Annotated in this window: 23 protein-coding genes and 2 tRNA genes; 11 read left to right on the top strand and 14 right to left on the bottom strand. The window is 67.2% G+C overall.

Annotated features, from left to right (window positions below; all coding sequences use genetic code 11):
* Positions 1 to 65: 65 nt before the first annotated feature.
* Together D000_RS0100375 and D000_RS0100370 are read right to left on the bottom strand one after the other, a co-directional pair.
* Complete coding sequence (locus tag D000_RS0100375; protein WP_026279651.1) at positions 66 to 1,757, bottom strand: HAMP domain-containing histidine kinase; 1,692 nt, start codon at positions 1,755 to 1,757, stop codon at positions 66 to 68.
* Between the two features lie 86 nt (positions 1,758 to 1,843).
* Positions 1,844 to 2,800 carry a substrate-binding domain-containing protein gene (locus tag D000_RS0100370; protein ID WP_026279650.1) on the bottom strand — a complete coding sequence of 319 codons (957 nt, stop codon included), beginning with the start codon at positions 2,798 to 2,800 and terminating at the stop codon, positions 1,844 to 1,846.
* Positions 2,801 to 2,877: 77 nt separating this feature from the next.
* Here D000_RS0100370 and D000_RS0100365 point away from each other — a divergent pair, with 77 nt between their 5' ends.
* From D000_RS0100365 to soxA, 3 genes are all read left to right on the top strand, one after another.
* On the top strand, positions 2,878 to 4,359 hold the full coding sequence (locus D000_RS0100365; RefSeq protein WP_018871561.1) for a sigma-54 dependent transcriptional regulator: 1,482 nt from the start codon (positions 2,878 to 2,880) through the stop codon (positions 4,357 to 4,359).
* Between the two features lie 280 nt (positions 4,360 to 4,639).
* Positions 4,640 to 5,194: a sulfur oxidation c-type cytochrome SoxX gene (gene soxX / locus D000_RS0100360; RefSeq protein WP_018871560.1), complete on the top strand. Its 555-nt coding sequence runs from the start codon at positions 4,640 to 4,642 to the stop codon at positions 5,192 to 5,194.
* Positions 5,195 to 5,215: 21 nt separating this feature from the next.
* On the top strand, positions 5,216 to 6,121 hold the full coding sequence (gene soxA / locus D000_RS0100355; protein ID WP_018871559.1) for a sulfur oxidation c-type cytochrome SoxA: 906 nt from the start codon (positions 5,216 to 5,218) through the stop codon (positions 6,119 to 6,121).
* A 235-nt stretch (positions 6,122 to 6,356) separates the two neighbouring features.
* Here soxA and glnA read toward each other — a convergent pair whose 3' ends face one another.
* Positions 6,357 to 7,766, bottom strand: coding sequence for a glutamate--ammonia ligase (gene glnA / locus D000_RS0100350; protein ID WP_026279648.1), 1,410 nt, complete (start codon positions 7,764 to 7,766; stop codon positions 6,357 to 6,359).
* Positions 7,767 to 7,984: 218 nt separating this feature from the next.
* Positions 7,985 to 9,208 carry a cation diffusion facilitator family transporter gene (locus tag D000_RS0100345; protein WP_018871557.1) on the bottom strand — a complete coding sequence of 408 codons (1,224 nt, stop codon included), beginning with the start codon at positions 9,206 to 9,208 and terminating at the stop codon, positions 7,985 to 7,987.
* A 164-nt stretch (positions 9,209 to 9,372) separates the two neighbouring features.
* Between D000_RS0100345 and glyQ the strand changes: the two genes are divergently transcribed.
* The 4 genes from glyQ to D000_RS0100325 all read left to right on the top strand — a co-directional run bounded on the left by glyQ (position 9,373) and on the right by D000_RS0100325 (position 13,853).
* Positions 9,373 to 10,317 (top strand): glycine--tRNA ligase subunit alpha, encoded by a 945-nt coding sequence (glyQ, locus tag D000_RS0100340; RefSeq protein ID WP_018871556.1) that lies wholly within the window; start codon positions 9,373 to 9,375, stop codon positions 10,315 to 10,317.
* Positions 10,318 to 10,378: 61 nt separating this feature from the next.
* Positions 10,379 to 12,460, top strand: coding sequence for a glycine--tRNA ligase subunit beta (gene glyS, locus D000_RS0100335; RefSeq protein ID WP_018871555.1), 2,082 nt, complete (start codon positions 10,379 to 10,381; stop codon positions 12,458 to 12,460).
* A gap of 9 nt (positions 12,461 to 12,469) precedes the next feature.
* The gene (locus D000_RS0100330; protein ID WP_018871554.1) at positions 12,470 to 13,225 is read left to right on the top strand and encodes a 1-acyl-sn-glycerol-3-phosphate acyltransferase; all 756 of its coding nucleotides are present in this window, start codon (positions 12,470 to 12,472) and stop codon (positions 13,223 to 13,225) included.
* Positions 13,215 to 13,853: a hypothetical protein gene (locus D000_RS0100325; protein WP_018871553.1), complete on the top strand. Its 639-nt coding sequence runs from the start codon at positions 13,215 to 13,217 to the stop codon at positions 13,851 to 13,853. Before D000_RS0100330 ends, D000_RS0100325 begins: the two co-directional genes overlap by 11 nt.
* A 13-nt stretch (positions 13,854 to 13,866) precedes the next feature.
* Here the strand turns inward: D000_RS0100325 and D000_RS0100320 are convergent, their stop codons facing one another.
* The 7 genes from D000_RS0100320 to D000_RS0100290 form a co-directional block, all read right to left on the bottom strand.
* A complete protein-coding gene (locus D000_RS0100320) occupies positions 13,867 to 14,601 on the bottom strand; it encodes a ThiF family adenylyltransferase (protein WP_018871552.1) in 735 nt (244 codons plus the stop codon).
* On the bottom strand, positions 14,598 to 15,380 hold the full coding sequence (locus D000_RS0100315; RefSeq protein ID WP_018871551.1) for a TatD family hydrolase: 783 nt from the start codon (positions 15,378 to 15,380) through the stop codon (positions 14,598 to 14,600). The genes D000_RS0100320 and D000_RS0100315 overlap by 4 nt, the downstream gene beginning before the upstream one ends.
* 11 nt (positions 15,381 to 15,391) lie before the next feature.
* Positions 15,392 to 16,426, bottom strand: a complete 1,035-nt coding sequence (locus D000_RS0100310; protein ID WP_018871550.1) for an NADP(H)-dependent aldo-keto reductase — start codon at positions 16,424 to 16,426, stop codon at positions 15,392 to 15,394.
* A gap of 26 nt (positions 16,427 to 16,452) precedes the next feature.
* Complete coding sequence (locus tag D000_RS0100305) at positions 16,453 to 17,583, bottom strand: FIST C-terminal domain-containing protein (RefSeq protein ID WP_018871549.1); 1,131 nt, start codon at positions 17,581 to 17,583, stop codon at positions 16,453 to 16,455.
* On the bottom strand, positions 17,580 to 18,038 hold the full coding sequence (locus tag D000_RS0100300) for a hypothetical protein (RefSeq protein ID WP_018871548.1): 459 nt from the start codon (positions 18,036 to 18,038) through the stop codon (positions 17,580 to 17,582). The genes D000_RS0100305 and D000_RS0100300 overlap by 4 nt, the downstream gene beginning before the upstream one ends.
* A 107-nt stretch (positions 18,039 to 18,145) precedes the next feature.
* Positions 18,146 to 19,036, bottom strand: coding sequence for a phosphoribulokinase (locus D000_RS0100295; protein ID WP_018871547.1), 891 nt, complete (start codon positions 19,034 to 19,036; stop codon positions 18,146 to 18,148).
* 71 nt (positions 19,037 to 19,107) lie between these two features.
* Complete coding sequence (locus D000_RS0100290) at positions 19,108 to 20,946, bottom strand: SLC13 family permease (protein WP_018871546.1); 1,839 nt, start codon at positions 20,944 to 20,946, stop codon at positions 19,108 to 19,110.
* A gap of 266 nt (positions 20,947 to 21,212) precedes the next feature.
* On the opposite strand from D000_RS0100290, the gene D000_RS0100285 reads away from it, so the two are divergent.
* Positions 21,213 to 22,061: a universal stress protein gene (locus tag D000_RS0100285; RefSeq protein WP_018871545.1), complete on the top strand. Its 849-nt coding sequence runs from the start codon at positions 21,213 to 21,215 to the stop codon at positions 22,059 to 22,061.
* 12 nt (positions 22,062 to 22,073) lie between these two features.
* Here D000_RS0100285 and trmB read toward each other — a convergent pair whose 3' ends face one another.
* From trmB to thiS, 3 genes are all read right to left on the bottom strand, one after another.
* The gene (gene trmB / locus D000_RS0100280) at positions 22,074 to 22,802 is read right to left on the bottom strand and encodes a tRNA (guanosine(46)-N7)-methyltransferase TrmB (RefSeq protein ID WP_018871544.1); all 729 of its coding nucleotides are present in this window, start codon (positions 22,800 to 22,802) and stop codon (positions 22,074 to 22,076) included.
* A 302-nt stretch (positions 22,803 to 23,104) separates the two neighbouring features.
* Positions 23,105 to 23,911, bottom strand: coding sequence for a thiazole synthase (locus D000_RS0100275; RefSeq protein WP_018871543.1), 807 nt, complete (start codon positions 23,909 to 23,911; stop codon positions 23,105 to 23,107).
* 59 nt (positions 23,912 to 23,970) lie between these two features.
* Complete coding sequence (gene thiS / locus D000_RS0100270) at positions 23,971 to 24,177, bottom strand: sulfur carrier protein ThiS (RefSeq protein WP_018871542.1); 207 nt, start codon at positions 24,175 to 24,177, stop codon at positions 23,971 to 23,973.
* A gap of 66 nt (positions 24,178 to 24,243) precedes the next feature.
* On the opposite strand from thiS, the gene D000_RS0100265 reads away from it, so the two are divergent.
* From D000_RS0100265 to D000_RS0100255, 3 genes are all read left to right on the top strand, one after another.
* A tRNA-Gly gene (locus tag D000_RS0100265) sits at positions 24,244 to 24,317 on the top strand.
* 186 nt (positions 24,318 to 24,503) lie between these two features.
* Positions 24,504 to 24,941: a Fur family transcriptional regulator gene (locus D000_RS0100260; protein WP_026279647.1), complete on the top strand. Its 438-nt coding sequence runs from the start codon at positions 24,504 to 24,506 to the stop codon at positions 24,939 to 24,941.
* Between the two features lie 90 nt (positions 24,942 to 25,031).
* Positions 25,032 to 25,107: transfer RNA gene (locus tag D000_RS0100255), tRNA-Thr, on the top strand.
* Positions 25,108 to 25,201: the final 94 nt, after the last annotated feature.

Raw genomic sequence — 25,201 nt, 5'->3', positions numbered from 1 at the left:
GTAACGGGGCTCTGCCCGCAAGTGCCCGGCCGGACCGAGCACGCTCGCTCTGGGCCGTGGCGCGATCAGTAGCCGTTGGTCCGATCCTGCAGCGCTTCGCGGTCCTGGCGCAGTGGCAGCCGAATCCGTACCTGACCTCCGGGCCCCGGCCCGAGATCGATATCGCCGTTGTGGGCGCGGACCACCCGTAGCACGCTGGCCAGCCCCAGCCCGGTTCCGCCCCGCTTGGTGGTGAAGAACGGCTCGAACACCTGCTCGCGTTCGCTGGCGGCAAAACCGGGACCCTCGTCCAGGACCTCGATGCGGCAATCCCCGGCGCCTTCAGTGATTCGCACGCGGACGGGCCTGTGCGGCGCCGCCTGGGCGGCATTGTCGATCAGGTTGTCCAGCATCTGCTCGGTCAGGAGCGGATCCAGTTCCACCGGTGACAGCCCGGTACCCGTCTCCGGTTCCAGGATTACGGGGATCTGCCAGCGCCGTGACTGGCGCGCGGCCACCCCGGCCACCAGCGCATGCAGGTCCATCGGCTGGATCCGGGGCGTGACGGGCCGGCCGTATTCCAGCAATTCCTGGACCGTGCGGGAGCAGCGTTCGCAGTGGTGGTCGATCATGTTCACCATCTCCTGCTGCCGTTCCCCCAGCGTGCCTTCGCGCTGGAGGGTCGCGGTCACACTGCTGATCACGGTCAGGGGGTTGTTGATGTCGTGCGCGACGCGGGCGGCCACCCGCCCGATCGCGGACAGCTGCTCCTGGTGCTGCAGCCGGCGCTCGACATCGCGCAGGCGCGCCAGGTCGCGCGACATGTCATTGAACGCCAGCACCAGGCGGGAGAACTCGCCGGAGCCGGGGGGAAGCGGTGCCTGATATCCAAACTCCCCGCGGGCGATGCGCCCCAGATGCTCGACAAGGGCCCCGACCGGGCGCAGCTGGATGCGCAGCACCACCACCAGCGCAAAGGCCAGCAGCACCGCGGCAATCGCCAGGGTGATGGTGAGCAGGGTCTTGACCTCGTCCAGCGCGCGCGCGACCGTGTCCGGTGCCCTGACGTCCAGGGCCGCGCGCGACGGATCGCGGTCGTCGGTCAGTTCGATCCGGCGGACATCGGGCCCCACCGAGACCCCGGCGGCGGGCTCGATTCGCGCGGAGTGGGTCTCGCGCAGGGATGTCACGAGTTCTTCGAGCGGCGTGGCCGTCACCAGCCAGGCGATATTCACATTGTTGTGTTCGATCGCTGCCTGACCGACCAGCCAGAAGCTGCCGTCGGCGAACACTACGGCGGCGCCTTCCCGCTCCCCTTGCGGCGGGAATATGACCGAGTCCGACGGACGGCTGGAGGCGATCTCGCGCTGGTCACTGGCGGCCCACAGCGATACGCGTTGCAGTTCGAATGCCTCGGCCTGCCGGCTCACGGCTGCCGCAGGGTGGTGCTGTTCACCTTCCAGATAGAGGTGATAATAGGTGCTGTTGATCAGGTCGGAGTCGCGGGCCAGCAAGCCGGTCAGGCTGGACAACCGTCGCAGTTCGTCCTGGATGCGTCCGTCCACCTGATCCGCCAGGCGGTCGAGTCGCTCCTGGTGCAGGTCGTCGAACTGGCGGCTGACGACCTGATCAATGCCCAGGAACAGGGCGCTGTGGATAATGGCGGTGACCGTAATCACGCCCAGGATCACGCGGATCAGCAGGGATCTTCGGCGTCCTGGCGTTTGCGTCTGGCCGCGGTGGAGCGACCATCGTCCGGGAATAACCGCTTCCGACATCATTCAACTCTCGCAGACGGGACACTCGGGCCAGGCCGTGCAGGGTCCCTGGCATGCATTCGGGCGGCGCCGGATCGTGGCAGGACTCAGATGGTTTGCGGCAGGCGATACCCCGCCTCCTCGGCGGAGACCGGAATCAGCCGGTGCGCCAAAACGGCCTGCCCGGCCGGGCTGTACAGGTAATCGAAGAACGGGCGCATGACCGCCTCCTGCCACCGGTCGGATACCACCGTCAGCGGGCCGTGGAGGGGATACTCGCCCGCCTGAACCGCTGCCGCGGACGGCTCGATCCCGTCGATCTTCAGGGCGCGCAGTTCGCCCCGCTTGATGCGCTCGGCCGCGAACACCCAGCTTACGACGCCGATGGAGGACTCGAAGCGTGCCAGGGTGTCGGTCAGGTGTTCGTCGGTATCGATACTCATGCCGCGGGGGGACCACTGCTGGGCATTGTCGAACAGGACGTCGCGAACCGGTTCGCGGTAGTCCGGGCAGTGGTCGCGATAGAGCACGGCGATCGGCCGGTCTGGCCCGCCTACGTCCGACCAGCGGCGAACCCGGCCTGCCATCACGGCCTTCAAGTCGTCCAGCGCCAGCCCGTCGACTCCGACCTCGGGGTGGGTCACCACGACTTTGAGGTCCCGGGCGACCAGCAAGTGGAAGAAATCTCGCGCCCGGGTGTCCTCCACCGGGCAGCAGAGTCCTCCCAGATGGGCGGTCCGCTGCTGCACCGCCCCGATCCCGTCATCGCACCCGCCACCGTAGACCACAAACGGGCGTCCGGTGTCGTCGCGATAGTGCTCGGCCAGTTCGCGGAACGCGCCGTAGGTCAGGAGGTGGGTACCCTGGTAGACCAGTTCGCCATCCGTACGATGGTCGACCGGCTGGGGCGCGCCCTGCGAGCCGGCGCAATTGCATCCGCCCTGAGCCAGGCCAGCCTGCCAGTCGGCGCTTTCGGGGCTCAGCGCGCGCGCGATGCCATGACCCAGCAGCGGCCCGAGTACGGCCACGGCAGCCGCATTGCGGATGAACATGCGACGATTCATGCATAGACTCTTTTCAAGCTTGGACTTTTGTTCTACACCGTTTCCCTGCCGCACGTCCAACCCAGACCGGAATCCCGATGCCTGAATCCCCGTCCATCCCGATCAATGAATCAGCCGCCGTATCGCCCGAGCACCTCGGGGACACGGACCGGCCGATCCGGGTCCTGGTGCTAGAGGACGAGCCCGATGTGGCCCGCATGCTGAGCTGGGCGATCCAGGACAGCGGGCGCTACGAGGTGACGCTGAACAGCGATGCGTCTGATCTCGAGGACTCGCTGGCGGAGGTGGAGCCGGATCTGGTCCTGACCGATCTCATGATGCCGGGTCGCGATGGCTTCGACGTGATCCAGACCGTCAAGGAGCGCGACCCCGACCTCCCGGTGGTCGTCATCAGTGCCTATGCCAGTCTGGAAAATGCGGTCGAAGCCGTGCGCATGGGCGCCTTCGACTTTCTCCCCAAACCGTTTCGGCCCGAGAACATCGAGCTGATGCTGGCAAAGGTGCAGCGCACCCATGACTTGCGACTGCGTGCTGACCGCGCCACCCGCTCGGCCCAGTCCTGCGACCCTTGCCTGAGCGCGTTGCGCGGTTCCAGCCCGATCATGCAGCGCCTGCGCGAATGGATCCTCAAGGTCCGCGACACCCAGGCCAATGTCGTGATCGAAGGCGAGAGCGGGACCGGCAAGGAACTCGTGGCGCAGGCGCTGCATGCGGGGCGCGGGCCCTTCGTCGCGATCAACGTGGCCGCGATTCCCCAGGACCTGGCCGAGGCAGAGCTGTTTGGGTATCGACGCGGCGCATTCACCGGGGCCGATCGCGATCATCCGGGTTTGCTGGTCGAGGCCTCCGGCGGCGTCCTGTTCCTCGACGAAATCAACGCCATGCCCCTGGGCCTTCAGGCCAAGCTGTTGCGGACCCTCCAGAGCCGCAGCGTGCGTGCGCTCGGCTGCACCGAGGATCGCCCACTGGATTTCCGGCTGGTTACCGCCACCAACCAGCCGCTGGAACAGGCGGTCGAGGAGGGCACCTTCCGGCGCGACCTGTTCCACCGGATCAATGTCCTCGGCGTGCAGCTGCCGCCACTGCGGGAGCGCACGGAAGACATCCCCGAGCTGGCCGAGAGCTTCGTGCAGCGCTATGCCCGCACCCACGGACGTCCGGTAGTGCGCCGCCTTGCCCCGGAGGCCATCAGCGCCCTGCTCGGCTATGAGTGGCCGGGCAATGTCCGGGAACTGGAGAACTTCATCGAACAGGCCGTGATCCTGTGCCCCGACGGGCTGACCAGCCTGCCACTGGACGTGTTTCCCGATGCCATTGGCGGCGGGGGCTGGCGGGCCGGCGCGGAGCCCGGTCTGCCCGACCCCGGCGATACGGGTGCAACGCTGGCCGCCGTCGAGCGTCGCTACATCGAGGCGGTGCTCCGCGAGACCGGCAACAACAAGGCCCAGGCCGCCCGGGTGCTGGGCATCGACTACAAGACCCTGCTGCGCAAGCTCGCCGCGTGGAAGGACGACCCGCGTGGCGCCTCCCCGGAGGATCCGTCCGAACCACCTCTCTGAAGTCGTGCGTCCTCAGGCTTTCGGGCCTGGAATCTCTTTCGTATGTAACGGGTGGACCACCGTACGAGTCGCTTCCGGCTTGTGGGGCATTTTGCCCCAATCGCTCGCCATGGGTGCGGGCCAAATGCCCCAGGCGCCCTCCGTGCCTTTCTCTTCCGCCCGCATCCTCACTGGACTTTATTGATTGGCACGCACCCTGCATCGGGGACGTTGGGCCGGGCGCCGCGTACGTGCGTCATGCGGGCCCAGATGAAACCAATAACAACAGGAGACACCCACGATGATGAGGAGTGCGCTGTTTCTGGCCGGTGGTCTGACAATGCTGGCCGTGCCATTCGCCGTCGCCGATTCGCCGAACTCGACTGCGGGGCTTCCGGGCAATGCGCTGATCGACGAGAGCCTGGACGTCAAGACCGCCTGGCCCTACCCGACCGAAGGCGCGGGGACCTATGAACTGCGGGCACACGGGCGAGATCTGCGCCAGTGGCTGAGCCTTAGCTATGAGGATCGACGCGGGATACCGGAGCCCACGGAGGTTGCCTTCGAGGGCCCGGTAAATGGCGACCCGGAGCGTGGCAAGGAGATCTTTACGACCACGGCCGAAGGCAACTGTGTGGCTTGCCACTATGTCGAGGGGGTTGCGCAGACCGGAACCGTCGGCCCCTCGCTGGCCGATTACGCGGCTCGCGGCATGCCTGACGAATACACCTATCAGATGCTCTATGACGCGCGCGTCTTCTACGAGGGAACGCTGATGCCGCCGTTCGGTGCCTTCAACAATCTCACTGAACAGGAAATCCACGACGTCATGGCGTATATGGCGACCCTCAAGTAACCCGCAAAAGGAGAGTTCAGAATGAAACAAAAGCAGATTGCGGTTACCGGCGCAGCAGCGCTCGCGCTCGCCCTCTCCGGGGCATGGATCGTTCAGGCCACCGCTGATGAAACCGTTTACCGCGAATACCAGCCCATGCTGGACTATGGCGATGATCCGCACGTGTCGGACGACCATACCGGGACCTACAAGTACTGGAAGGATCGCGCAGCGCTCGATGCCGCCATGGTCGCCTCGCAAAGCGACCAGTGGAAGACCAACTGGAAGTTCATGGACCCGCCTTTCGACCAGTCGCTGCACGGTGGGCACCTGGCCGAGGATCGTGGGGCTTTCCTGTTCGCGGAGCTCAATGACAATGGCGCCTTCGCGGCCTGTCTGGGGGCGGAAGATGGTGACCTGACCGGGCTGCGCGCCACGCAATATCCGCAGTTCAACGAAGAGCTGGGCCGGATCATGAACCTGGAGATGATGATCGAGCATTGCGCCGCCGAGCAGGGCAAGACGCTCAAGCACGGCAGTTACGACAACTCCGCGATCTCGGTGTATGTCGCCACCCACAGCAACGGCATGCCGATCGAAATCGACGTCACCGAAGGCGAACTCAAGAAGGCCTACAAGCGGGGGCAGGAGCGGTTCCATCTGCGGACTGGCCGCATGAACCTGGCCTGCGCCAGCTGCCACACGACAACGGCCGGCGAGCGTCTGCGCGGTCAGGCACTGACCACTCATTACGGTGACGCGGCCCACTGGCCGACCTATCGCACAAAGGACGAACTGCAGTCGCTGCAGGTGCGGTTTACCGAATGCAACCGAAACTCCGGAACCCAGCCGTTGCAGCTTGGTGCCGATGCCTACAACGACATCGAAGTGTTTTTGAATGCGCTTAGCAGTGGCTACGAGGTCGCGGTACCGAGCGCGCGAGACTGACCTCCTGGCAGGGAAGCCGCAACCCCGGCACGGGTACTTGGGCCAGTAGTTTCACTGCTGGCCCTTTTCTTTGGGCCTCGCGCATCCTCCGGATGCGCGAGGCCCATCTATTTCGCGCGGCCGCCGCGTATGGGGTCCGCGGTAGGCGGTCCAACGGGCACAAAAAAGCCGCCGGCCCCGGAGAGGGCGCGGCGGCGGATGGCCTCGCGGCCCCGAGGGGCCGGAAGCGGGCGCCTTACAGGCTGTAGTACATGTCGAACTCGATCGGATGGGTGGTCATGCGCATCTGCGTGACGTCTTCCATCTTCAGGTCGATGTAGGCATCGATCATGTCGTCGGTGAACACGCCGCCCTGGGTCAGGAACTCGCGATCCTGGTTCAGGGCTTCCAGCGCCTGGTCCAGCGAATGGCAGACCTGCGGGATGCCCTTTTCCTCTTCCGGCGGCAGGTCGTAGAGGTTCTTGTCCATCGCCTCGCCCGGGTGGATCTTGTTCTGGATGCCGTCCAGGCCGGCCATCAGCATCGCGGCGAAGGCCAGGTAGGGGTTCGCGGTGGAATCCGGGAAGCGCAGCTCGATGCGGCGGGCCTTCGGGTTCATCACGAACGGGATACGCAGCGAGGCGGAGCGGTTGCGGGCGGAGTAGGCCAGCATGACCGGAGCCTCGAAGCCCGGCACCAGACGCTTGTAGCTGTTGGTGGACGGGTTGGTGAAGGCATTCAGCGCACGGGCGTGCTTGATGATGCCGCCGATGTAGTACAGCGCGGTCTCGGACAGGCCGCCGTACAGGTCGCCGGAGAACAGGTTCTTGCCGTCTTTCGAGAGCGACTGGTGCACGTGCATGCCGGAACCGTTGTCGCCAACGATGGGCTTGGGCATGAAGGTCGCGGTCTTGCCGTGGATGTGGGCCACGTTCTGCACCACGTACTTCAGGATCTGCACCTCGTCGGCCTTCTGGGTCAGGGTCGCGGCACCGACGCCGATCTCGCACTGGCCGGCAGTCGCCACTTCGTGGTGGTGTACCTCGGTGACCAGGCCCATCTCGGTCATTACTTCGCACATGGTGGAGCGCAGGTCATGCAGGCTGTCGACCGGCGGCACCGGGAAGTAGCCGCCCTTCACGCCCGGACGGTGACCGATGTTGCCGTCCTCATAGACGCGCTCGGAGTTCCAGGAGGCCTCTTCGGAGTCCACGCGGCAGTAGGAGCCGGACAGGCTGGAGCCCCACTTCACGTCGTCGAACACGAAGAATTCGTTTTCCGGGCCGAACAGCGCGGTGTCGGCGATGCCGGTGCTCTGCAGGTAGGCCTCGGCGCGGCGCGCCAGGGAGCGCGGGCAGCGGTCGTAGCCCTGCATGGTGGCCGGCTCGACCACATCGCAGCGGATGTTCATGGTCAGGTCTTCGAAGAACGGGTCCATGACCGCGGACTCGGCATCCGGCATCAGGATCATGTCGGACTCGTTGATGCCCTTCCAGCCCGAGATGGACGAGCCGTCGAACATCTTGCCTTCTTCGAAGGTCTCTTCCTCGATCTCGTGGGCCGGCACAGTCACATGCTGTTCCTTGCCCTTGGAGTCGGTGAAGCGGAAGTCGATAAAGCGCACTTCCTTTTCCTTGATCTGCTTCAGCACTTCGGCTGCGGACATGGGGATCTCCTTGGTCTTGACTTGCATCTTCAATGGTCGCCGGCCGGATCAGCGTGATCCTGCGCGGCATCGCGGTATCCTATGCAGGCTTCGTGCCATGCGGACGGAACGGCGCCGGCGCGCGAAAAACGGGCAACTGTCGCCGCCTTTCGCCGTCTATGTGCACTGATTTGGTGCCTGTGGTGCACGAAATAAGTGCATAAATGCTACCCGTGCACTTAATGGGTGCACGGACGATAGAGTAGCGTTACTTCGCCCAGCATGTCGCCTACCCCCGAGTGGCGCTGCAGCCGATCGGCCAGTTCGCGGGTGCGCGCATGGAGGTCGGCCGGACCGGTCGCCGGGTCCAGGCGCAGGGTGATCGTCATGTGAACTCGGCCGCCAAGGTAGTGCAGGGACACATGCTCGATCGCGTCCAGTTCCGGGACATCAGCCCATGCCTCGCGCAGGGCCTCCACCAGGGCCGGGCGCAGCGGCAGGGATGAGCTGCGAGCCTGGTCCGCGTCATTCTCCGGGTCTACGTGCACCGTGATGTCGTTGACCCGGTCATGCTCGTCGGTCACCGAATGGAACACCGCATCGGCGATGCGATGGCCCTCGGAGACCGAGATCATCGGCGCGACCTGGATGTGCACATCGGCCACCACGTCGCTGCCGTGGCGCCGGGTGCGCAGCATGTGCGCATCCTTCACCCCGGGCACGTCCAGGATGGTGCGGTGAATGCGATCCACCTTCTCCGGCTCCAGCGCGGTGTCGATCAGCTCCGCCGCGGCGTGCACGATCAGGCGCCCGGCGATATGCAGGATGAACAGCGCGACGATCAGCGCCGCCAGGGCGTCCGCCCACGGGAAGCCGGCCACCGCCGCGCCCACACCGGCCAGCACGAACAGCGACGAGATCGCATCGGTGCGGTGGTGCCAGGCATTGGCATCCAGCATCCGCGAGCGCAGGCGCTTCGCCACCCGGTGGGTGTACTGGTACAGGCCCTCCTTCGCGACCAGGGTCAGCGCGGCAAAAAAGATCGCCATATTCGCCGGACCGGTCATGGCCTCGGGATCGACCAGCCGGTTGCCGGCTGCCCAGGCGATCCCCAGGCCCGCCAGGGCCAGAAAGACCCCGACGATGACCGTCGCCAGGGTCTCGATGCGGGCATGGCCGTACGGATGGTCCTGGTCGGGGGACGCCGCGGCCTTGCGCGCGGCGAACAGCACGACACCGTCGGTGACCAGGTCCGACAGCGTATGCACGCCGTCCGCGACCAGCGCCTGCGAGTTCAGCAGCCAGCCGCTGAGCAGCTGGGCGACGGCCAGGAAACTGTTCACGGTCGCGCCCACCAGCGTCACCCGGCGCGTGGCACGGTAGCGTTGGCCGTTCTCCGTGGTCTCCGTCGGTCCCGAATTGGTGTAGGGCTCGCTCAGGGCCGCTCTCCCGAACCGGATCAAGCCCCCAGTATGGGCGCCTTCCCGCCCGGCGCAAACGGTCTGCCGTTAAGTGGGGCATACGGGTTGGCGAAGGACGCGCCATGGGCCTTCGTACCGCCCTGGCGGTGGCCGCAGCCGGAGCCCGGCCGATATACTGTCCGCTTTGCCCTGACCCGGGATCCCGCATGGCGCACGAACGCACCCCGTCCAGCAGCAGCCCCACCTTCCAGGACCTGATCCGGCGACTGCAGGATTACTGGAACGACCACGGCTGCGTGGTCCTGCAGCCCTACGACATGGAGATGGGGGCCGGCACCTTCCATCCGGCGACCTTCCTGCGCTCGATCGGGCCGGAGCCGTGGCGCGCGGCCTACGTGCAGCCCAGTCGCCGCCCCACCGACGGGCGCTACGGCGACAACCCCAACCGCCTGCAGCACTACTACCAGTTCCAGGTGCTGCTGAAGCCGTCGCCGCCGGACATCCAGGACCTCTACCTCGGCTCCCTGGAGGCCCTGGGCTTCGACACGCTCACCCACGATGTGCGTTTCGTCGAGGACAACTGGGAGTCCCCGACCCTTGGCGCCTGGGGGCTGGGCTGGGAGATCTGGCTGAACGGCATGGAGGTCACCCAGTTCACCTACTTCCAGCAGGTGGGCGGGCTGGACTGCCACCCGGTGTCCGGCGAAATCACCTACGGGCTGGAGCGCCTGGCGATGTACCTGCAGGGGGTGGAGAGCGTATTCGACCTGGTCTGGACCGTCGGCCCGGACGGTCGCCCGGTGACCTACGGCGACGTCTATCACCAGAACGAGGTGGAGCAGTCCACCTACAACTTCGAGCACGCCGATCGCGATGCCCTGTTCGCCGCCTTCGACCAGCACGCGACCGAGAGCGATCGGATGATCGAACTGGGCCTGCCGCTGCCGGCCTACGAACAGATGCTGCGCGCCTCGCACAGCTTCAACCTGCTGGATGCGCGCGGCGCGATCTCGGTCACCGAGCGCCAGCGCTACATCCTGCGCGTGCGTGAACTGTCGCGAAACGTCGCGCAGAAGTACTACGAGTCGCGCGAGGCCCTGGGCTTCCCCCTATGCGCCGACGACGACACCAACAAGCCCGACGCCGCCTGAACCTATTTTCCGGATCGCGCGCCCTTGCGTGCGGTCGTGATGGACCCGACACGGACCCGACATGGCTGAAGCCCGCGAACTCCTGATCGAACTCGGCACCGAGGAGCTGCCCCCCACCGCCCTGCCGCGCCTGCGTGACGCCCTGGCCGATGGCCTGGCCACCCGCCTGCGCGAGGCCGGGCTGGAACCGGGCGCGCCCGAGGCCTTCGCCACCCCGCGCCGGCTGGCGGTGCTGTTCCCGGACGTCCCGGGGCAGCAGCCGGACCAGTTGCAGGAGCGTCGCGGCCCGGCCGTGGCCGCCGCCTTCGACGCCGCTGGCGAGCCGACCAAAGCGGTGCTGGGCTTTGCCCGCTCCTGCGGCGTGGAGGTCGAGCGCCTGGAACGCGAGACCACCGACAAGGGCGAATACCTGGTCTTCCGCCAGATGCAGCCGGGGCGCGCCCTCGGCGAGCTGCTGCCGGAGATGCTGGAGGCCGCGCTGGAGGCCCTGCCCACGCCCAAGCGCATGCGCTGGGGCAGCAGCCGCACCGAATTCGTGCGCCCCGCGCACTGGCTGGTCGTCCTGCACGGGACCGAGGTGCTGGAGATGACGGTGCTGGAGCAGACCTCCGGACGGGCCACCCACGGCCACCGCTTCCATCAGCCCGGCGCGCTGGAGCTGAAGCGCGGCAACGACTACGCCGACCGGCTGCGCAGCCCCGGTTTTGTCGAGCCGTCGTTCGAGGCGCGGCGCGAGAACATCCTGGCCCAGGTACACGAGCAGGCCAGGGCCCTGGACGGGCGCGCGCTGGTCGATGCCGATCTGCTGGACGAGGTGACCGCACTGGTGGAGTGGCCGGTGGCCCTGACCGGCGGCTTCGATCCGCGTTTCCTGGATGTCCCGCAGGAGGCGCTGATCTCCACCATGCAGGACAACCAGAAATACTTCCCGGTGGTCGACGAGGCCGGGCGCATGCAGCCGCACTTCATCGTGATCAGCAACATCGAGTCGCGCGACCCGCACGCAGTGCGTGACGGCAACGAGCGCGTGCTGCGCCCGCGCTTCGCCGATGCCGAGTTCTTCTGGCAGCAGGACCGCAAGAAGCGCCTGGAGGAACGGCTGGACGCGCTGGACTCCGTGGTGTTCGAGAAGCGCCTGGGCACGCTGCGCGACAAGTCCGTGCGGCTGGAGGCCCTGATGCAGCGCCTGGCCGGCTTGATGGGGCTGGATGCCGGGCTGGCCGCGCGCGCCGCGCGCCTGGCCAAGTGTGATCTCGTGACCCAGATGGTGTTCGAGTTCACCGAACTGCAGGGCACGATGGGCCGCTACTACGCCCTGCACGACCGCGAGGACGACGCGGTCGCGGCCGCGATCGAGCAGCACTACTGGCCGCGCCAGTCCGGCTCGGAACTGCCGGACGTCCCGCTGGCCCAGGCCCTGGCGCTGGCGGACCGGCTGGATACGCTGGTCGGGATCTTCGCGATCGGCAAGCAGCCCACCGGCACCAAGGACCCGTTCGCCCTGCGCCGCGCTGCGCTGGGGCTGGTGCGCATCCTGGTCGAGCGCGAGCTGCCGCTGGCCCTGACCCCGCTGCTGCAGGCGGCGGCCGAGCCGATCCGCGAACGGGTGCCGGAGGCCGACCAGGCGGTGGAGCCGGTACGCGAGTACATCCTGGAGCGCCTGCGTGGCTACCTGCTGGAGCAGGGCCAGGCGCACGAGACCATCGAGGCGGTGGCCGCGGTCGCGCCCGATACCCCGCTGGACTTCGTCCGCCGGGTGCGCGCGGTCAGCCTGTTCCGCGAGCGCCCGGAGGCCGAGGCCCTGGCCGCGGCGAACAAGCGCATCCACAACCTGCTGCGCAAGGCCGGCGAGGAGGCCGAGGCTGACCTCGACCCGGAGGCCCTGGCGCTGGAGGAGGAGCGTCAGCTCTACCAGGGCCTGCAGGCGGTGCGTCCCGGCGTCGAGCAGGCCGTGGCCGATGGCGACTACCTGCACGCCCTGGGCGAGCTGGCGGGCCTGCGTGATCGGGTGGATACCTTCTTCGACCAGGTGATGGTGATGGCCGAGGATGCCGCCGAGCGGCGCAACCGCCTCGCCCTGCTGCGCGAGCTGCGCCGCGCCTTCGAGACCGTGGCCGACATCGGCCGCCTGGCCACGGGCTAGCGTCGCCGCATGCTTCCCCTGATCCGTGGCCTGCTGTTCCAGCTGGGGTTCATCGGCTCCACGCTGGTCTTCGGCCTGCTGGTGCCGCCGCTGATCTGGCCGCTTACGCGCCCGGCGCGCTACCGGGTGCTGACCCAGTGGGGCCACTTCAATATCTGGTGGCTGCGCATCACCTGCGGCGTGGACTACCGGGTGCGCGGCGCCGAGCACATCGACCCCTCGCGGCCGCATGTGGTGCTGTCCAAGCACCAGTCCGCGTGGGAGACGATCGCCTTTGTGGCGATCTTTCCGATGCAGACCTGGGTGCTCAAGCGCGAGCTGATGCGCATCCCCCTGTTTGGCTGGGCGCTGTCCATGCTGGACCCGGTCCCGATCGACCGCGAAGGTGGGCGGCAGACGCTGGAGAACCTGGTCGCGGAGGGCCAGCAGCGCCTTGACCAGGGACGTTGGGTGATCGTCTTCCCCGAGGGCACGCGCGTGGCCCCGGGCGAGCACGGCCGCTACCGCCAGGGCGGCGCGATGCTGGCGGTGCGCACCGGTTATCCGGTGCTGCCGGTGGCGCTCAATAGCGGCAGCTTCTGGCCGAAAAAGGGCCTCCGGCGCTACCCCGGCACCATCGAGGTGGTGATCGGACCGCCGCTCGAGACCGCCGGGCGCAAGCCGGTGGAGGTCCTTGGCGAGGCCGAGCAATGGATCGAGAGCACCATGGCCGGGATCGAACCGCGTCCCGCCCGGCAGTCATCGGAGCAAACGCATGGCGAATGAACCCGTGATCAGCGCCCCCCTGGTCGAACTGCGTGACCGCACCATTTACCGCATCGGCGATGGCGTGCCGGCGGTCTGGCTGATCGACGACCTCGAACTGGGCGGGATCCTGGTCAACGCACCGGCGTATTCGGAACCCCTGCTGGCGGCGATCCGGGCCATCACCAAGCCCGCGTACCTTTTCCTGCCCAGCCGCCATGGCGCGCAGGACCTGGAGGCCTGGCGGGCGGCTGGGCTCGAGACCCTGGCGTTCGAGGCGGAGGCGCCGGCGATCCGCGCGGCCGGCGGCGAGATCGACATCGCCTTCAACCGCAAACAGCGCCTTTCGCGCACCATCGATTTCCTGCCGATGGCCGGGGTGACCGAGGGCACCTGTGCCCTGCGCCTGAAAAACCTGCCGGGGGTGGTGTTCTTCGGCCCGGCGCTGGCACCGGGGGAGGATGGCTGGCCCACGCTGATCCACACGCCGGAGGATCACTCCTTCGAGGCGCGCCTGTTCGGCGCCCTGGGCGTGAAGGACCTGAAGTTCGCCTACGCCTTCTGCGATCGCTTCGATCCGGCCAGCACGCAGTACGGCCCGGACGCCGACCAGCACATCCAGGCCCGCATCGAGGCCGTGTTCGACTAAGGATTGCGCCGCGTCAGGCGCGGGCGATCAGGGTCTGGATCACGTGGCCGGCGGCGGTCAGGCCGAAGATCGCGGGCAGGTAGGAGATCGTGCCGTTGACCGAGCGCGGGCGCCCGCCGCCGTCGACCGGGCGATGCTCGGTGCCCTTGCGCGGCTGTTCGATGGAAAACACCACCGGGTAGTCGAGATGCGCACCCAGGCGTCGCAGGCGCTTGCGCATCTGGCGCGCCAGCGGGCATACGCGGGTACCCGACAGCGGCCCCACCCGCACGCCGGTGGGGTCAATGCGGCCGCCGGCCCCCATGCTCGAGATCACCGCCTGGCCGCGCTGCTGTGCCGTGGCCACCAGGGCCGCCTTGCAGACGATGGAGTCGATCGCGTCGAGGACGAAGTCGGCATCCTCCGGCACCAGATCGGCGATGGTATCGGGCTGCAGGAACTCGTGGCGCACCGTGACCTCGATGTCGGGATCGATGTCATGGATCCGGTTGGTCATGATCTCGGTCTTGGGGCGGTCGACGGTGGAGCGCAGCGCAACGAGCTGACGGTTCAGGTTGGAGGCCGCAACCACGTCATGATCCGCAAGCGTCAGGCGTCCCACGCCGGCACGGGCGATCGCCTCGGCCGCGTAGCTCCCAACCCCGCCAAGGCCGGCAATGAACACGTGCCGGTCGCGCAGGCTTGCGGTGACGTCCGCGCCCAGCAGCAGGTCGGTGCGTTCGCTGTAAGGGTTGTGAGGTGTGCTCATGACTCCGGGTCACCTGGGAGCCGGAGGACCCGGCGTGCGTTTTGTGACGTGATTATAGCCATCTCGGCCGGGTCGATGTCCCGCAGGCGCGCCAGATGGCGGTTTACCTCGGCGGTCATCATCGGTTCGTTGCGCTCGCCCTGGTGCCCGGCCAGTGGCTGGTCCGGGGCATCGGTCTCCACGACCAAGGCCTCCAGCGGGACTTCGCGCACGACGCGGTGCAGTCGTTTCGCCCGTTCGTAAGTGACCGGCCCGCCGATGCCCAGGCAGCAGCCAAGGTCGGCGGCCTGCCGGGCCTGCTGCGGCGAGCCGATGAAGGCATGCAGGATGCCGGTCACGCCGGGGTGCTCGCGCAGGCCCTTCAGCACCGCGTCCAGCGCCCGGCGGCTGTGGACGATCACCGGCAGGTCGTGTTCGCGGGCGATGGCCAGTTGCCGCGTGTAGAACCGCCACTGCCGGTCCCAGTCCAGTCCGTCCTGGTAGCCATCCAGCCCGATCTCGCCGATGGCGATGGTCTCCGGGTGCGTATCCAGCCAGGCCTCCAGGGCGTCGAGGTCCGCGTCCGCATGTGCCTGCAGGAAGATCGGGTGCAGGCCGTAGGCGACATGCAGACCCGTGTGCTGTTGGTAAAGGGCGTCGAGGTCCGGCCAGCGCGCGCGGGTGACGCCGGGCAGGACCAGTTCCCGCACCCCGGCGGCGCGGGCGCGGTCCAGCACCGCCGGGCGATCCGGATCGAACGCGTCCAGGTCCAGGTGGACATGCGTATCGATCAGGTGCACCGGCGGTGGTCCTACGGACAGGGGTAGGTATAGCGGGCGTGGATGGCCTCGATGGCCTCCAGCACGGCATCGGACAGGGTGATGTCGACGGTCGCGATGTTCTCGCGCAGCTGCTCCATGGTGGTCGCCCCGATCAGGTTGCTGGTCACGAACGGCTGCTGGTTGACGAAGGCCAGTGCCAGTTGCGACGGGGTCAGGCCATGTTCGTGCGCCAGGCGCGCGTACTCCGCCGTCGCGGCCAGGCCGGATTCGTTGCTGTAGCGCTGGAAGCGTTCGAACAGCGTCAGGCGGGCCCCCGCAGGCTTCGCCCCGTCCAGGTACTTGCCGGAGAGCATGCCGAAGGCCAGCGGCGAATAGGCCAGCAGGCCGGCCTCCTCGCGGATGGCCATCTCGGCCAGTCCCGCCTCGAAGCTGCGGTTGAGCAGGTTGTAGGGGTTCTGGATGGAGACGATGCGTTCGGACAGGCCGCGGTCATGGGCGCGGATCCACTCCATGAATCCCCACGGGGTCTCGTTGGAGATGCCGATGGTGCGCACGCGGCCGCTCTCGACCACGGCCTTCAGCGCCGCCGCGGTCTCCTCGATCGGAGTCGCGCTCTCGTCCGGTTTGTGGACGTAGCCGAGCTGGCCGAAGAAGTTGGTGGCGCGCGCCGGCCAGTGGACCTGGTAGAGGTCCAGGTAGTCGGTCTGCAGACGCTTCAGGCTGTCGTTCAGGGTCTGCTCGATGTGTTCGCGGTTCAGCTGCGGGCCGCCGCGCAGGTAGTCGATCATCCCGGGGCCGGCGACCTTGCTGGCCAGCACCACGCGGTCGCGGTTGCCGCGCTTCGCCAGCCAGTTGCCGATATAGGTCTCGGTCAGGCCCTGGGTCTCCTCGCGCGGCGGCACCGGGTACATCTCGGCGGCATCGATCAGGTTCACGCCCTGGCCGAGCGCGTAGTCCAGCTGCTCGTGGGCCTCGGCCTCGGTGTTCTGCTCGCCCCAGGTCATGGTGCCCAGGCCGATCAGGCTGACGTCGATGTCGGTGCGTCCCAGTTTGCGGTATTGCATGTCAGTCCCTCGCCTTCGCGGGCGGTTCAGGTGAACAGGGTGAGGACCCCGGTGTAGCCATACAGGCGGTTGGCGAAGATCTCGCCGTTGGCGAAAAAGCCGACCAGGGGTACATCTCCCAGACCCTTTTGCACGATCGCCAGTTCCGCGCCCTCCTGACCGAACTGATGGCGCCCGCGCCCGACGCAGGAGACGTAGATGGCCCCGCGAATCCCGTTCGGGGCCTGGGCGCGGATCTGCTCCAGCATGCGCTCGAGGTCCTCGATCGCGGCCTGGCCGTCGCGGCGCACGAACAGGATTTCCGCACCCGGTTCCAGCATCTCGCCAACCGCCAGTACCTCCTGGTCCAGGTCCACCCCGATGATGTTGCGCACCCGATAGTCGCCGGTGTCGGAGCCGGGGATCGGGAAGCCCACCAGGATGTAGCCCAGCGCCCGCTCCAGATCGCGCGAGAGCACGTCGCCGATGATGCCCTTGAACGCCGGCAGGGCCTGCTGCCCGTCCAGGCGCACGATGATGTTGCGCCAGGTCTCGGTCAGTTCGTGCTTGCCGGGCAGGGGCGTGCAGCCCTGGCTGTGACGCGCGGCGATGGTTACGTCGTCGCGCAGGGCCAGGCCGGTGATACCCGAGGCGGCGACACCGTCGGCGATCTGCACCATCCCGTCGGCGCCGGAATTGACCCCCCCGGTGGCGAACCAGGCGGTCTCCTCGCCGATGGCGGTCAGGACTGCCTCCAGACCCTCCATGCGCGGGTCGGCGTTCAGCAGCAGCCGCCCCGGGGACTGCGGATCCAGGAAGCCGTCCAGCTCGCGCCGGAGATCATCCAGCGAGCGCACCGGGCGGGCGATCACGCGCACGCTGGCGGCGGGCAAATCCCCGACCATCAGGCTCGCTCCGGCCGTCTCGTACAGCTCGGCATCCGGGCCGATCACGGCCATGCCCATGCCGCCGACGAAGTGCTCGATGTCCAGGGTCTCGCGCAGCTGCTGCAGCAGGCTGCGGGCATGCCGCGACAGCGCGTCGGAGAGATAGATAAAACCGATCCGGGTCTGACCGTCCGGACACGGCAGCAGGCTGCCCAGGCGATCGACCAGGTCCGCGGCCAGGGCCTTGGGTTCGGTTCCGGTGGCGGATGCACTGCGGAAAGTCGAGGTCATAAACCGAGTTGCTCCGGCATGCTGAGGGCCTCGTTATCGTTAACCGGCAGGCCGTACTGCACCTGCGGCGCGGCATCCCCGTCCAGGGTCAGGCGCGCATGGTGGCGGGTGTCCAGCTCCTCCAGGAACCAGGCGATCTCGGAGGGGTGCACCGCATGCTCGCCACGGGTGAGGTGGCGCACCAGGATGGCGCCCTCACGCACGTCCAGGAACAGTGGCTGCGGCAGCCCCAGGGGCAGGATGTGGGTCTGCACCAGCCACTCCACCGGAGACGGACGCCGCCGCGGCAGGGGGCGGCTGTCGATCCGGAAATGGCCACCGCCCCCGGGCTGTTTCAGGAGCTCCTCCAGCCAGTCGCCGGCGAAGCCCTGATGGACGATCAGGGAGCGCCCGGTGTAGCGGTCGCGAAAGCGTTCCATCTGCTGGGCCGGCCGTGGCCCGAAGAGTCCGAACACGCCATATCCACCTGGTTGGGGAAAGCCCGAATCGTAGCCGAATGCCGGCCGCAAACGAAAAAGGCCCCGCCGAAGCGGGGCCTGGGAACTTCTCCGGCGCAACCGGATCAGCCGCGACGCGACAGCATGTCGTGGATGATCGGCGCGAGGATGACCTCCATCGCGAAGCTCATCTTGCCGCCGGGCACCACGATGGTGTTCGGGCGCGACATGAACGAGTTCGGGAGCATGTTCAGCAGGTAGGGGAAGTCCACGCCGAGTTTCTTCGGATCCTCGAAGCGGATGACCACCATGCTCTCGTCCGGGGTGGGGATGTCACGGGCGATGAACGGGTTGGAGGTGTCCACGGTGGGCACGCGCTGGAAGTTGATGTCGGTGCGCGAGAACTGCGGGGTAATGTAGTTCACGTAGTCCGGCATGCGGCGCAGGATCGTGTCCACGATGGCCTCGGCGGAATAGCCACGCTCGGCGTTGTCGCGGAAGATCTTCTGGATCCACTCGAGGTTCACGATCGGCACCACGCCGATGCCCAGGTCCACGTGCTGCGCGGCGTTCACTTCACCGTCGACCACCAGCCCGTGCAGGCCTTCGTAGAACATCAGGTCGGAGCCCGGCTGGATCTCTTCCCAGGGGGTGAACTCGCCCGGGCCGAGGCTGGTGCCGAGGCGCTCGTTGTGAGCAGCGGCTTCGTCGTCGGAGTGCAGGTAGTAGCGCTTCTGGCCCTGGCCGGTCTCGCCGTAGGTCTTGAACAGGTCCTCGATGCGATCGAACAGGTTGGCCTCGGGGCCGAAATGCGAGAAGTGGTGATTGCCGTCATCGGCGGCCTTCTGCATGGCCTCCTTCATCGCCTTGCGGTCATAGCGATGGAAGCTGTCGCCTTCGATCACCACCGGGTTGATCTGCTCGCGGCGGAAGATGGACTCGAACGAGCGCTTGACGGTGGAAGTGCCGGCACCCGAGGAGCCGGTCACCGCGATCACGGGATGTTTCTGGGACATGGGTTTTCTCCTTGCAAACAGCGTTGCCTAAAGATGATGGAAAGGGCGTCCGGGTGCGCGCCAGCGCCGCCCTAGAAAACGAGATTCAGCATGATCAGGGCGACCACGGCGAACAGGATGGTCATGATGCCGCCGGCCTTCATGAAGTCCTTCACCCGGTAGCCGCCGGGACCCATGATCAGGGCGTTCACCTGGTGGGTCGGGATCAGGAAGGAATTCGAGGTGGCGATCGCCACCGTCAGCGCGAACACGCGGGGGTCGGCCTCCATGCCTGCGGCTTGTGCGGCGATCGCGAAGTTGATCGCCAGCGGCACCAGCAGCACGGTCGCACCGACATTGGACATGACCAGGGTAAAGAACGTGGCCAGCGCGAAGATTGTCGCCTGCAGCACCCAGGGCGGGACGGTCCCCAGCATCTCCAGCGTGTTCTGTGCGATCCAGGCGGCGGTGCCGGTGTTCTCCACCGCCATCCCCAGTGGTATCAGCGAGGCCAGCAGGAAAACCGTCTTCCAGCTCACCGAGCGATAGGCGTCGTCGATACTGATGACCCCGGTCAGGATCATGCCCAGCGCGCCGGTCAGCAGCGCGACCGACAGCATGATGTCGGTGAACAGGATCAGACCCACGGTCAGCGCGAGGAAGAACAGCGCATGCGGGACCTTGGAGGGGCGCAGTTCCTCGCGCGGGTAGTCGGAGGTGATCACCACGAAGTCGCGGTCCGTCTCCAGGCGTGCCAGCGATTCCCAGGTGCAGTGCACGACCAGGATGTCGCCATTCTCCAGCGGGATATCGCGCAGGCCCTCGCCGAAGGTCTCGCTGCCGCGCTGGATGCGCATCACCGACAGGCCGTAGGTCTGGCGCATGGCCAGTTCGGTTACGGTCTTGCCGGCGAGGTTGGAGCCGGGGGCGATGGCGACCTCGGCGACCCCCGAGCGGCCCGTATCCAGCGCGTTCGCGAACACGTCCAGGCGCGTGGTCGGGCGTTTGCGCGTGCCCTCGCACAGCTTTTCCATGCGTGCGGGGCTGGCCAGTATAGCCAGGTGCGAGTTGGCCTGGATCTCGTAGCCGGTCCAGGGCGCCATGCGCAGCTCGTCGCGCACGTAGGTGCCGACAATCGCGATCCCGGTTTCGCGTTCGATCTCGGCCACGGTGCGGCCCACCAGCGGGTCCTTCTCGGGCACGAAGACCTCGTGGATCTCGTAGGACAGGCCGTACACGCGCTGGAAGTATTCCTGTGCGCTCTCGCGCTGCGCGGACTTGGATTGGACCGACGGCAGGACGAAGCGGCCCAGCAGCACGAAATAGACGATGGTGGTGGCCAGCAGGGCCAGGCCGATCGGGGTCACGTCGAACAGCTGGAAGGGCTCCATGTCCGACGGCAGCAGGTCGTTCAGCAGGATCAGCGGGCTGGAACCGACCAGGGTGATGGTGCCGCCGACGATCGCGGCAAAGCCCATCGGCATCAACAGGCGCGACAGCGGGATGCCGAGGCGGCTGGAGATCCGACTCATCACCGGCATGAACAGCGCCGCCGCGCCGATGTTCTGCATGAAGCTCGAGATGACCCCGACGGTGCCGGACACGGTCGGGATGATGCTCTTCTCGGTGGTGCCCCCCACGCGCATGATGAAGGCGGCCACCTTGTGCATCACGCCGGTCTTGTCGAGCCCGGCGCCGATGATCATCACCGCGATGATCGCGATCACGGCGTTGGAGGCAAAACCGCTGAACAGCTGATCCTGCGCGACCAGCAGCCCGAGCCCGGGTACCAGCGTCAGCAGGCCGAGCAGCACCATCACCGATATGGCGGCCAGGTCCACGCGGATGACTTCCGTAACAAACAGGAAGATGGTGAACGCCAGCAGCGCGAGCACCACGATCATCTCGGTGGTCAGCGTAAGGTTTTCCATGTATCGATTCGTGTCCTGAAGGCCCGTGCCGGACGGCGCGGGGCCGGAAGCCGAAGGTGGCGCGTGCGCATGCCGGGCCTGCTGGCCGACCGGGGCGCGCCTTTCCCTTGAAAGCGCGGGATTATTTCATTCCGCGCGCCTTGACGCAAAAAACGCGGGGGGCGTGCTTCCGTGACCGCGCCGATTGCAGCCCTCCCGCGCACCGGTGGTGGCGTTTGCCGGTGTGTCGGTTATGCTGAGAAAAAACGATCAGGTGGAGACCCCGCATGTCCGATTCCGATGCCCCGCTGTGCCGCTTCGAGACCATTCTCCTGGCGACCGACGGTTCCGAGTACAGCGAAGCTGCGGAGAACGTGGCACTGGATCTTGCGCAACGCTGCGGAGCGCGGCTGGTGGCCGCGCGGATCATCCCGACGGACACCCAGCATGACGCCCTGTCGCCGCCGCGTGGCGGCGAGGCCAGCAAGGAAGCCCAGGCGCATCTGGATACGCTGGACAAGCGCGCTCGGGAGGCCGGGATCGATGCCTCCATGGTTCTGCGTCACGGGGTCGACCGGCATCAGGAGATCGTGGCCATTGCCGAGGACTTCAAGGCCGGCCTGATTGTCATCGGGCGCCGCGACCGCGGTGACCTCTCGCGTCTGATGGTCGGGGATGCCACGCGCAAGGTGATCGGCCTCGCCCCGTGCAATGTGATGGTCATTCCGCGTGGCGCCCAGGCGCCGCATCGCGGGCTGCTGGTGGGGACCGATGGTTCCGAACTGGGTGACCAGGCCGCGCGCGCCGCGATCGAGCTGTCCGGGTATTGCCAGCTGCCGCTGACCATCGTCTCGGTTGCGGTTCCGGGGCAGAACGAGGAGCGGCGTCAGGAGGGCGTTCAAGCGATCCAGCGCCTGCAGGCCGAGGCTCGCGAGAAGGGACTGGAGGCGGATGCGACCTTCGAGGAGGGGCGCCCCGAGGTCACCCTGCTGGATGTGGCCGCGCGCGAGCACCGTGACCTGATCGTGCTGGGCAGCCATGGCCGCACCGGCCTCAAGCGCCTGCTGATGGGCAGCGTCTCCGAGCGTGTGATCGGCGGTGCCGACCGCCCGGTGCTGGTGGTCAAGAACGTCTGATCGCGGTTCGCCTCAGGCGGGTGCGGTCGTGCGTCGGTAGAGCAGGTCGGCCACCGCGTGACCGCGGCGTTCCCCGCGGCGCTCGAACTTGGTCACTGGCCGCTCCGGCGGCCGCCCCGGGGCCGGCACCGGGCCGTCCGGCTCGAACCACGGGGCGCATTCCTCCAGCACCGCCATCATGTGCTCGGCGTACTCGGCCCAGTCGGTCGCCAGATGCAGCCGCCCGCCCGGACGCATGCGCGAGGCCAGCAGACGCACGAACGGCGGCTGGATCAGGCGGCGCTTGTGGTGGCGCTTCTTGTGCCACGGGTCGGGGAAATACACCTGTACGCCGTCCAGGGCCGCCGGCGCGATGTAGTGCTCCAGCAGTTCCACGGCATCGTGGTCGGAGACACGCACGTTGGTCAGGCCGCGCTGTTCCACCTCGCGCAGCAGGTGGCCCACGCCCGGGCGATGGACCTCGGTGCCGATGTAGTCACGCCCCGGGTTCTGCGCCGCCTGTTCGGCCAGGCTCTCGCCATCGCCAAAACCGATCTCCAGCGTCACCGGCGCCTCGCGGCCAAAGACGGTCGCCAGGTCCAGCGGTGCCGCGGGCTCCGGTAGTGCGAGCCCGAAGCGTGGCAGCAGCTCGTCCAGCGCGCGCTGCTGGCCCGGCGTCAGCCGCCCCTCGCGGCGCACGAAACTGCGGATACGGCGGTAGAACGGCTTGTCTTGCGTCGCGGGGCTGTCCGGATCGTTCATGCCAAGGGAGACACTGACCAATGTACACGCTCGCGCTCGAGTCGCTTTTGCGTGCGAACAAGGCGCGGTGACCGCCGTGCAGTCATTCTGCACAAGGGAGCCGCAACGCAGTGCGCGCGCCCGTTTTTGATAATCACGGTCGGCCGAGCCCCTTCGTTCATTAAGTTGTGGGGTTGGCACCCCAGGTTCCCCGATCCTGCGTTGCGCCCCTTGCGGGTAGAACCACTACCCGCTGCACGACGCGCCTTGTCTCGGAAAACCTGGGGTACCAACGCGAGTGTGTACATTGATCAGTGTCTCCCTCAGCTGAAAAACAGGCCGGTCTGCGGCGAGGAGGCCGAGGCGTAGCGGCGCGGCGCCATGCGCCCGGCACGGTAGGCCTGACGCCCGGCGATGATTGCGTGGCGCATGGCCGAGGCCATCATCACCGGATCCTCGGCGGCGGCGATGGCGGTGTTCATCAGTACGCCGTCGCAGCCCAGCTCCATCGCAATTGCGGCATCCGAGGCTGTACCGACGCCGGCATCGACCAGCACCGGAACGTTGGCGGTTTCGACGATCTCGCGGATGTTGTAGCGATTCTGGATGCCCAGCCCGGAGCCGATCGGGGCGGCCAGTGGCATGATGGCCTGACAGCCGATGTCCTCGAGGCGCCGGGCCAGCAGTGGGTCGTCGGTCGTGTAGACCATCACGTCGAAGCCCTCGGCCACCAGGATCTCCGCGGCCTTCACGGTCTCGAATGCGTCCGGATACAGGGTCTTCTCGTCGCCCAGCACCTCCAGTTTCACCAGGTTGTGCCCGTCCAGCAGCTCGCGCGCCAGGCGGCAGGTGCGGATCGCGTCCTCGGCGTTGAAGCAGCCGGCGGTATTCGGCAGCAGCGTGTAGCGCTCCGGCGAGATCACGTCCAGCAGGTTGGGCTCGTCCGGGTTCTGGCCGATGTTGGTGCGGCGGATCGCGACCGTGACGATCTCTGCCCCGCTGGCCTCGATGGCATCACGGGTCTGATCCAGGTCGCGGTACTTGCCGGTGCCCACCAGCAGACGGGAGGTGAACTCGCGTGAACCCACGCGGAAGAGATCGTCGGCAGACGCGGCGGCCGATTCGGTCATGGTGATTCCTTGGTTGAAGGTGGTTGCGGACGGGCTGCGGCCGGGCGAAACGTATTCTCCTACCCGCCCCCGATCGCCTGCACGATTTCCACACGATCGCCGGGATGCAATGGGTGCGCGGCATGCGCGCTGCGTGGCACCAGTTCCTCGTTGACCTCCACCGCCAGGCGGCGATCCCCCAGGCCACGGGCCTCGATCAGCGCGGCCAGCGTGGGCGCGCGATCGTCGGGGAGTTCGAAGGGTTCACCGTTCAGCTGGATCTGCATGGTTGGTCGTCCGGCGTTCGAAGCCGTTGAGCCGGAGGCCGACAAGGCCTACAATCGCCGGCTCAAGCGGGTGTAGTTCAATGGTAGAACGGGAGCTTCCCAAGCTCTTAATGTGGGTTCGATTCCCATCACCCGCTCCATTTTAGGGAACCGCTGCGCAATGTACACACTCGTGCTCGAACGCCTTCGAGCCGGGCTGCCGTGTGCGCCGGTTCGAGCGTTCCGCGCACCGCCGTTTGCGCGGGTCTCGCGGCGATCGCGGGCCCCGGCCTGCCGCGACCGCGGGATATGGACTTGCTCCAGATCCCTGTTATATCTTCCGTTTCATGAGCACTGTACCCCACAGCTCGGATCTTCTGCCGGTGGACGAGGCCCGCGCCCTGTTGCGCGACCACGCGATCTCCCCGACCGAGCAGCGCGTCGAGATCGCGCGCGTGATGTTTGCCCGGCACCAGCACCTCAGCGCCGAGCAGATCCTGGCGCAGCTGGTGCGGCATGATTCGCGGGTATCCAAGGCCACGGTGTACAACACCCTGAACCTGTTTGCCGAGAAGGGACTGGTGCGCGAGGTGCTGATCGATCCCGCCAAGCTGTTCTACGACTCCAACCTGAACCCCCATCACCACCTGTTCCACACCGATACCGGTGAACTGGAGGATGTGGACCCGGCGCGGGTCGATCTCTCCGACCTGCCGCCCCTGCCGGAAGGCAAGGCGCTGCAGGGGGTGGACGTGATCATTCGGGTGGGGCGCCCGCGGTCCTGAGTCGCGCCCCGGGCATCATGGCCCGGGAACACGCGGCGCGGCGGCCCTGCATTGTGGTCGCCCCCGCCCCTCGCTATCATGTCGCGCTTCGCCGGTGTAGCTCAGTTGGTAGAGCAATCGATTCGTAATCGATAGGTCGGAGGTTCGACTCCTCTCGCCGGCACCAAACTTGCAGTCATCGTCAGATCAAGGGGACGATGACTGACCAGAGCCAGGGACAGGTCCGCCCTATTCGGACCATCGGAAGGGCGGTGTTGTGA

It is taken from the genome of Thioalkalivibrio sp. ALJ16 (assembly GCF_000377345.1).
Taxonomy (GTDB): domain Bacteria; phylum Pseudomonadota; class Gammaproteobacteria; order Ectothiorhodospirales; family Ectothiorhodospiraceae; genus Thioalkalivibrio.
The sequence above is the reverse complement of the archived record's forward strand: the minus strand, read 5'-3'. Positions and strand labels throughout refer to the sequence as shown.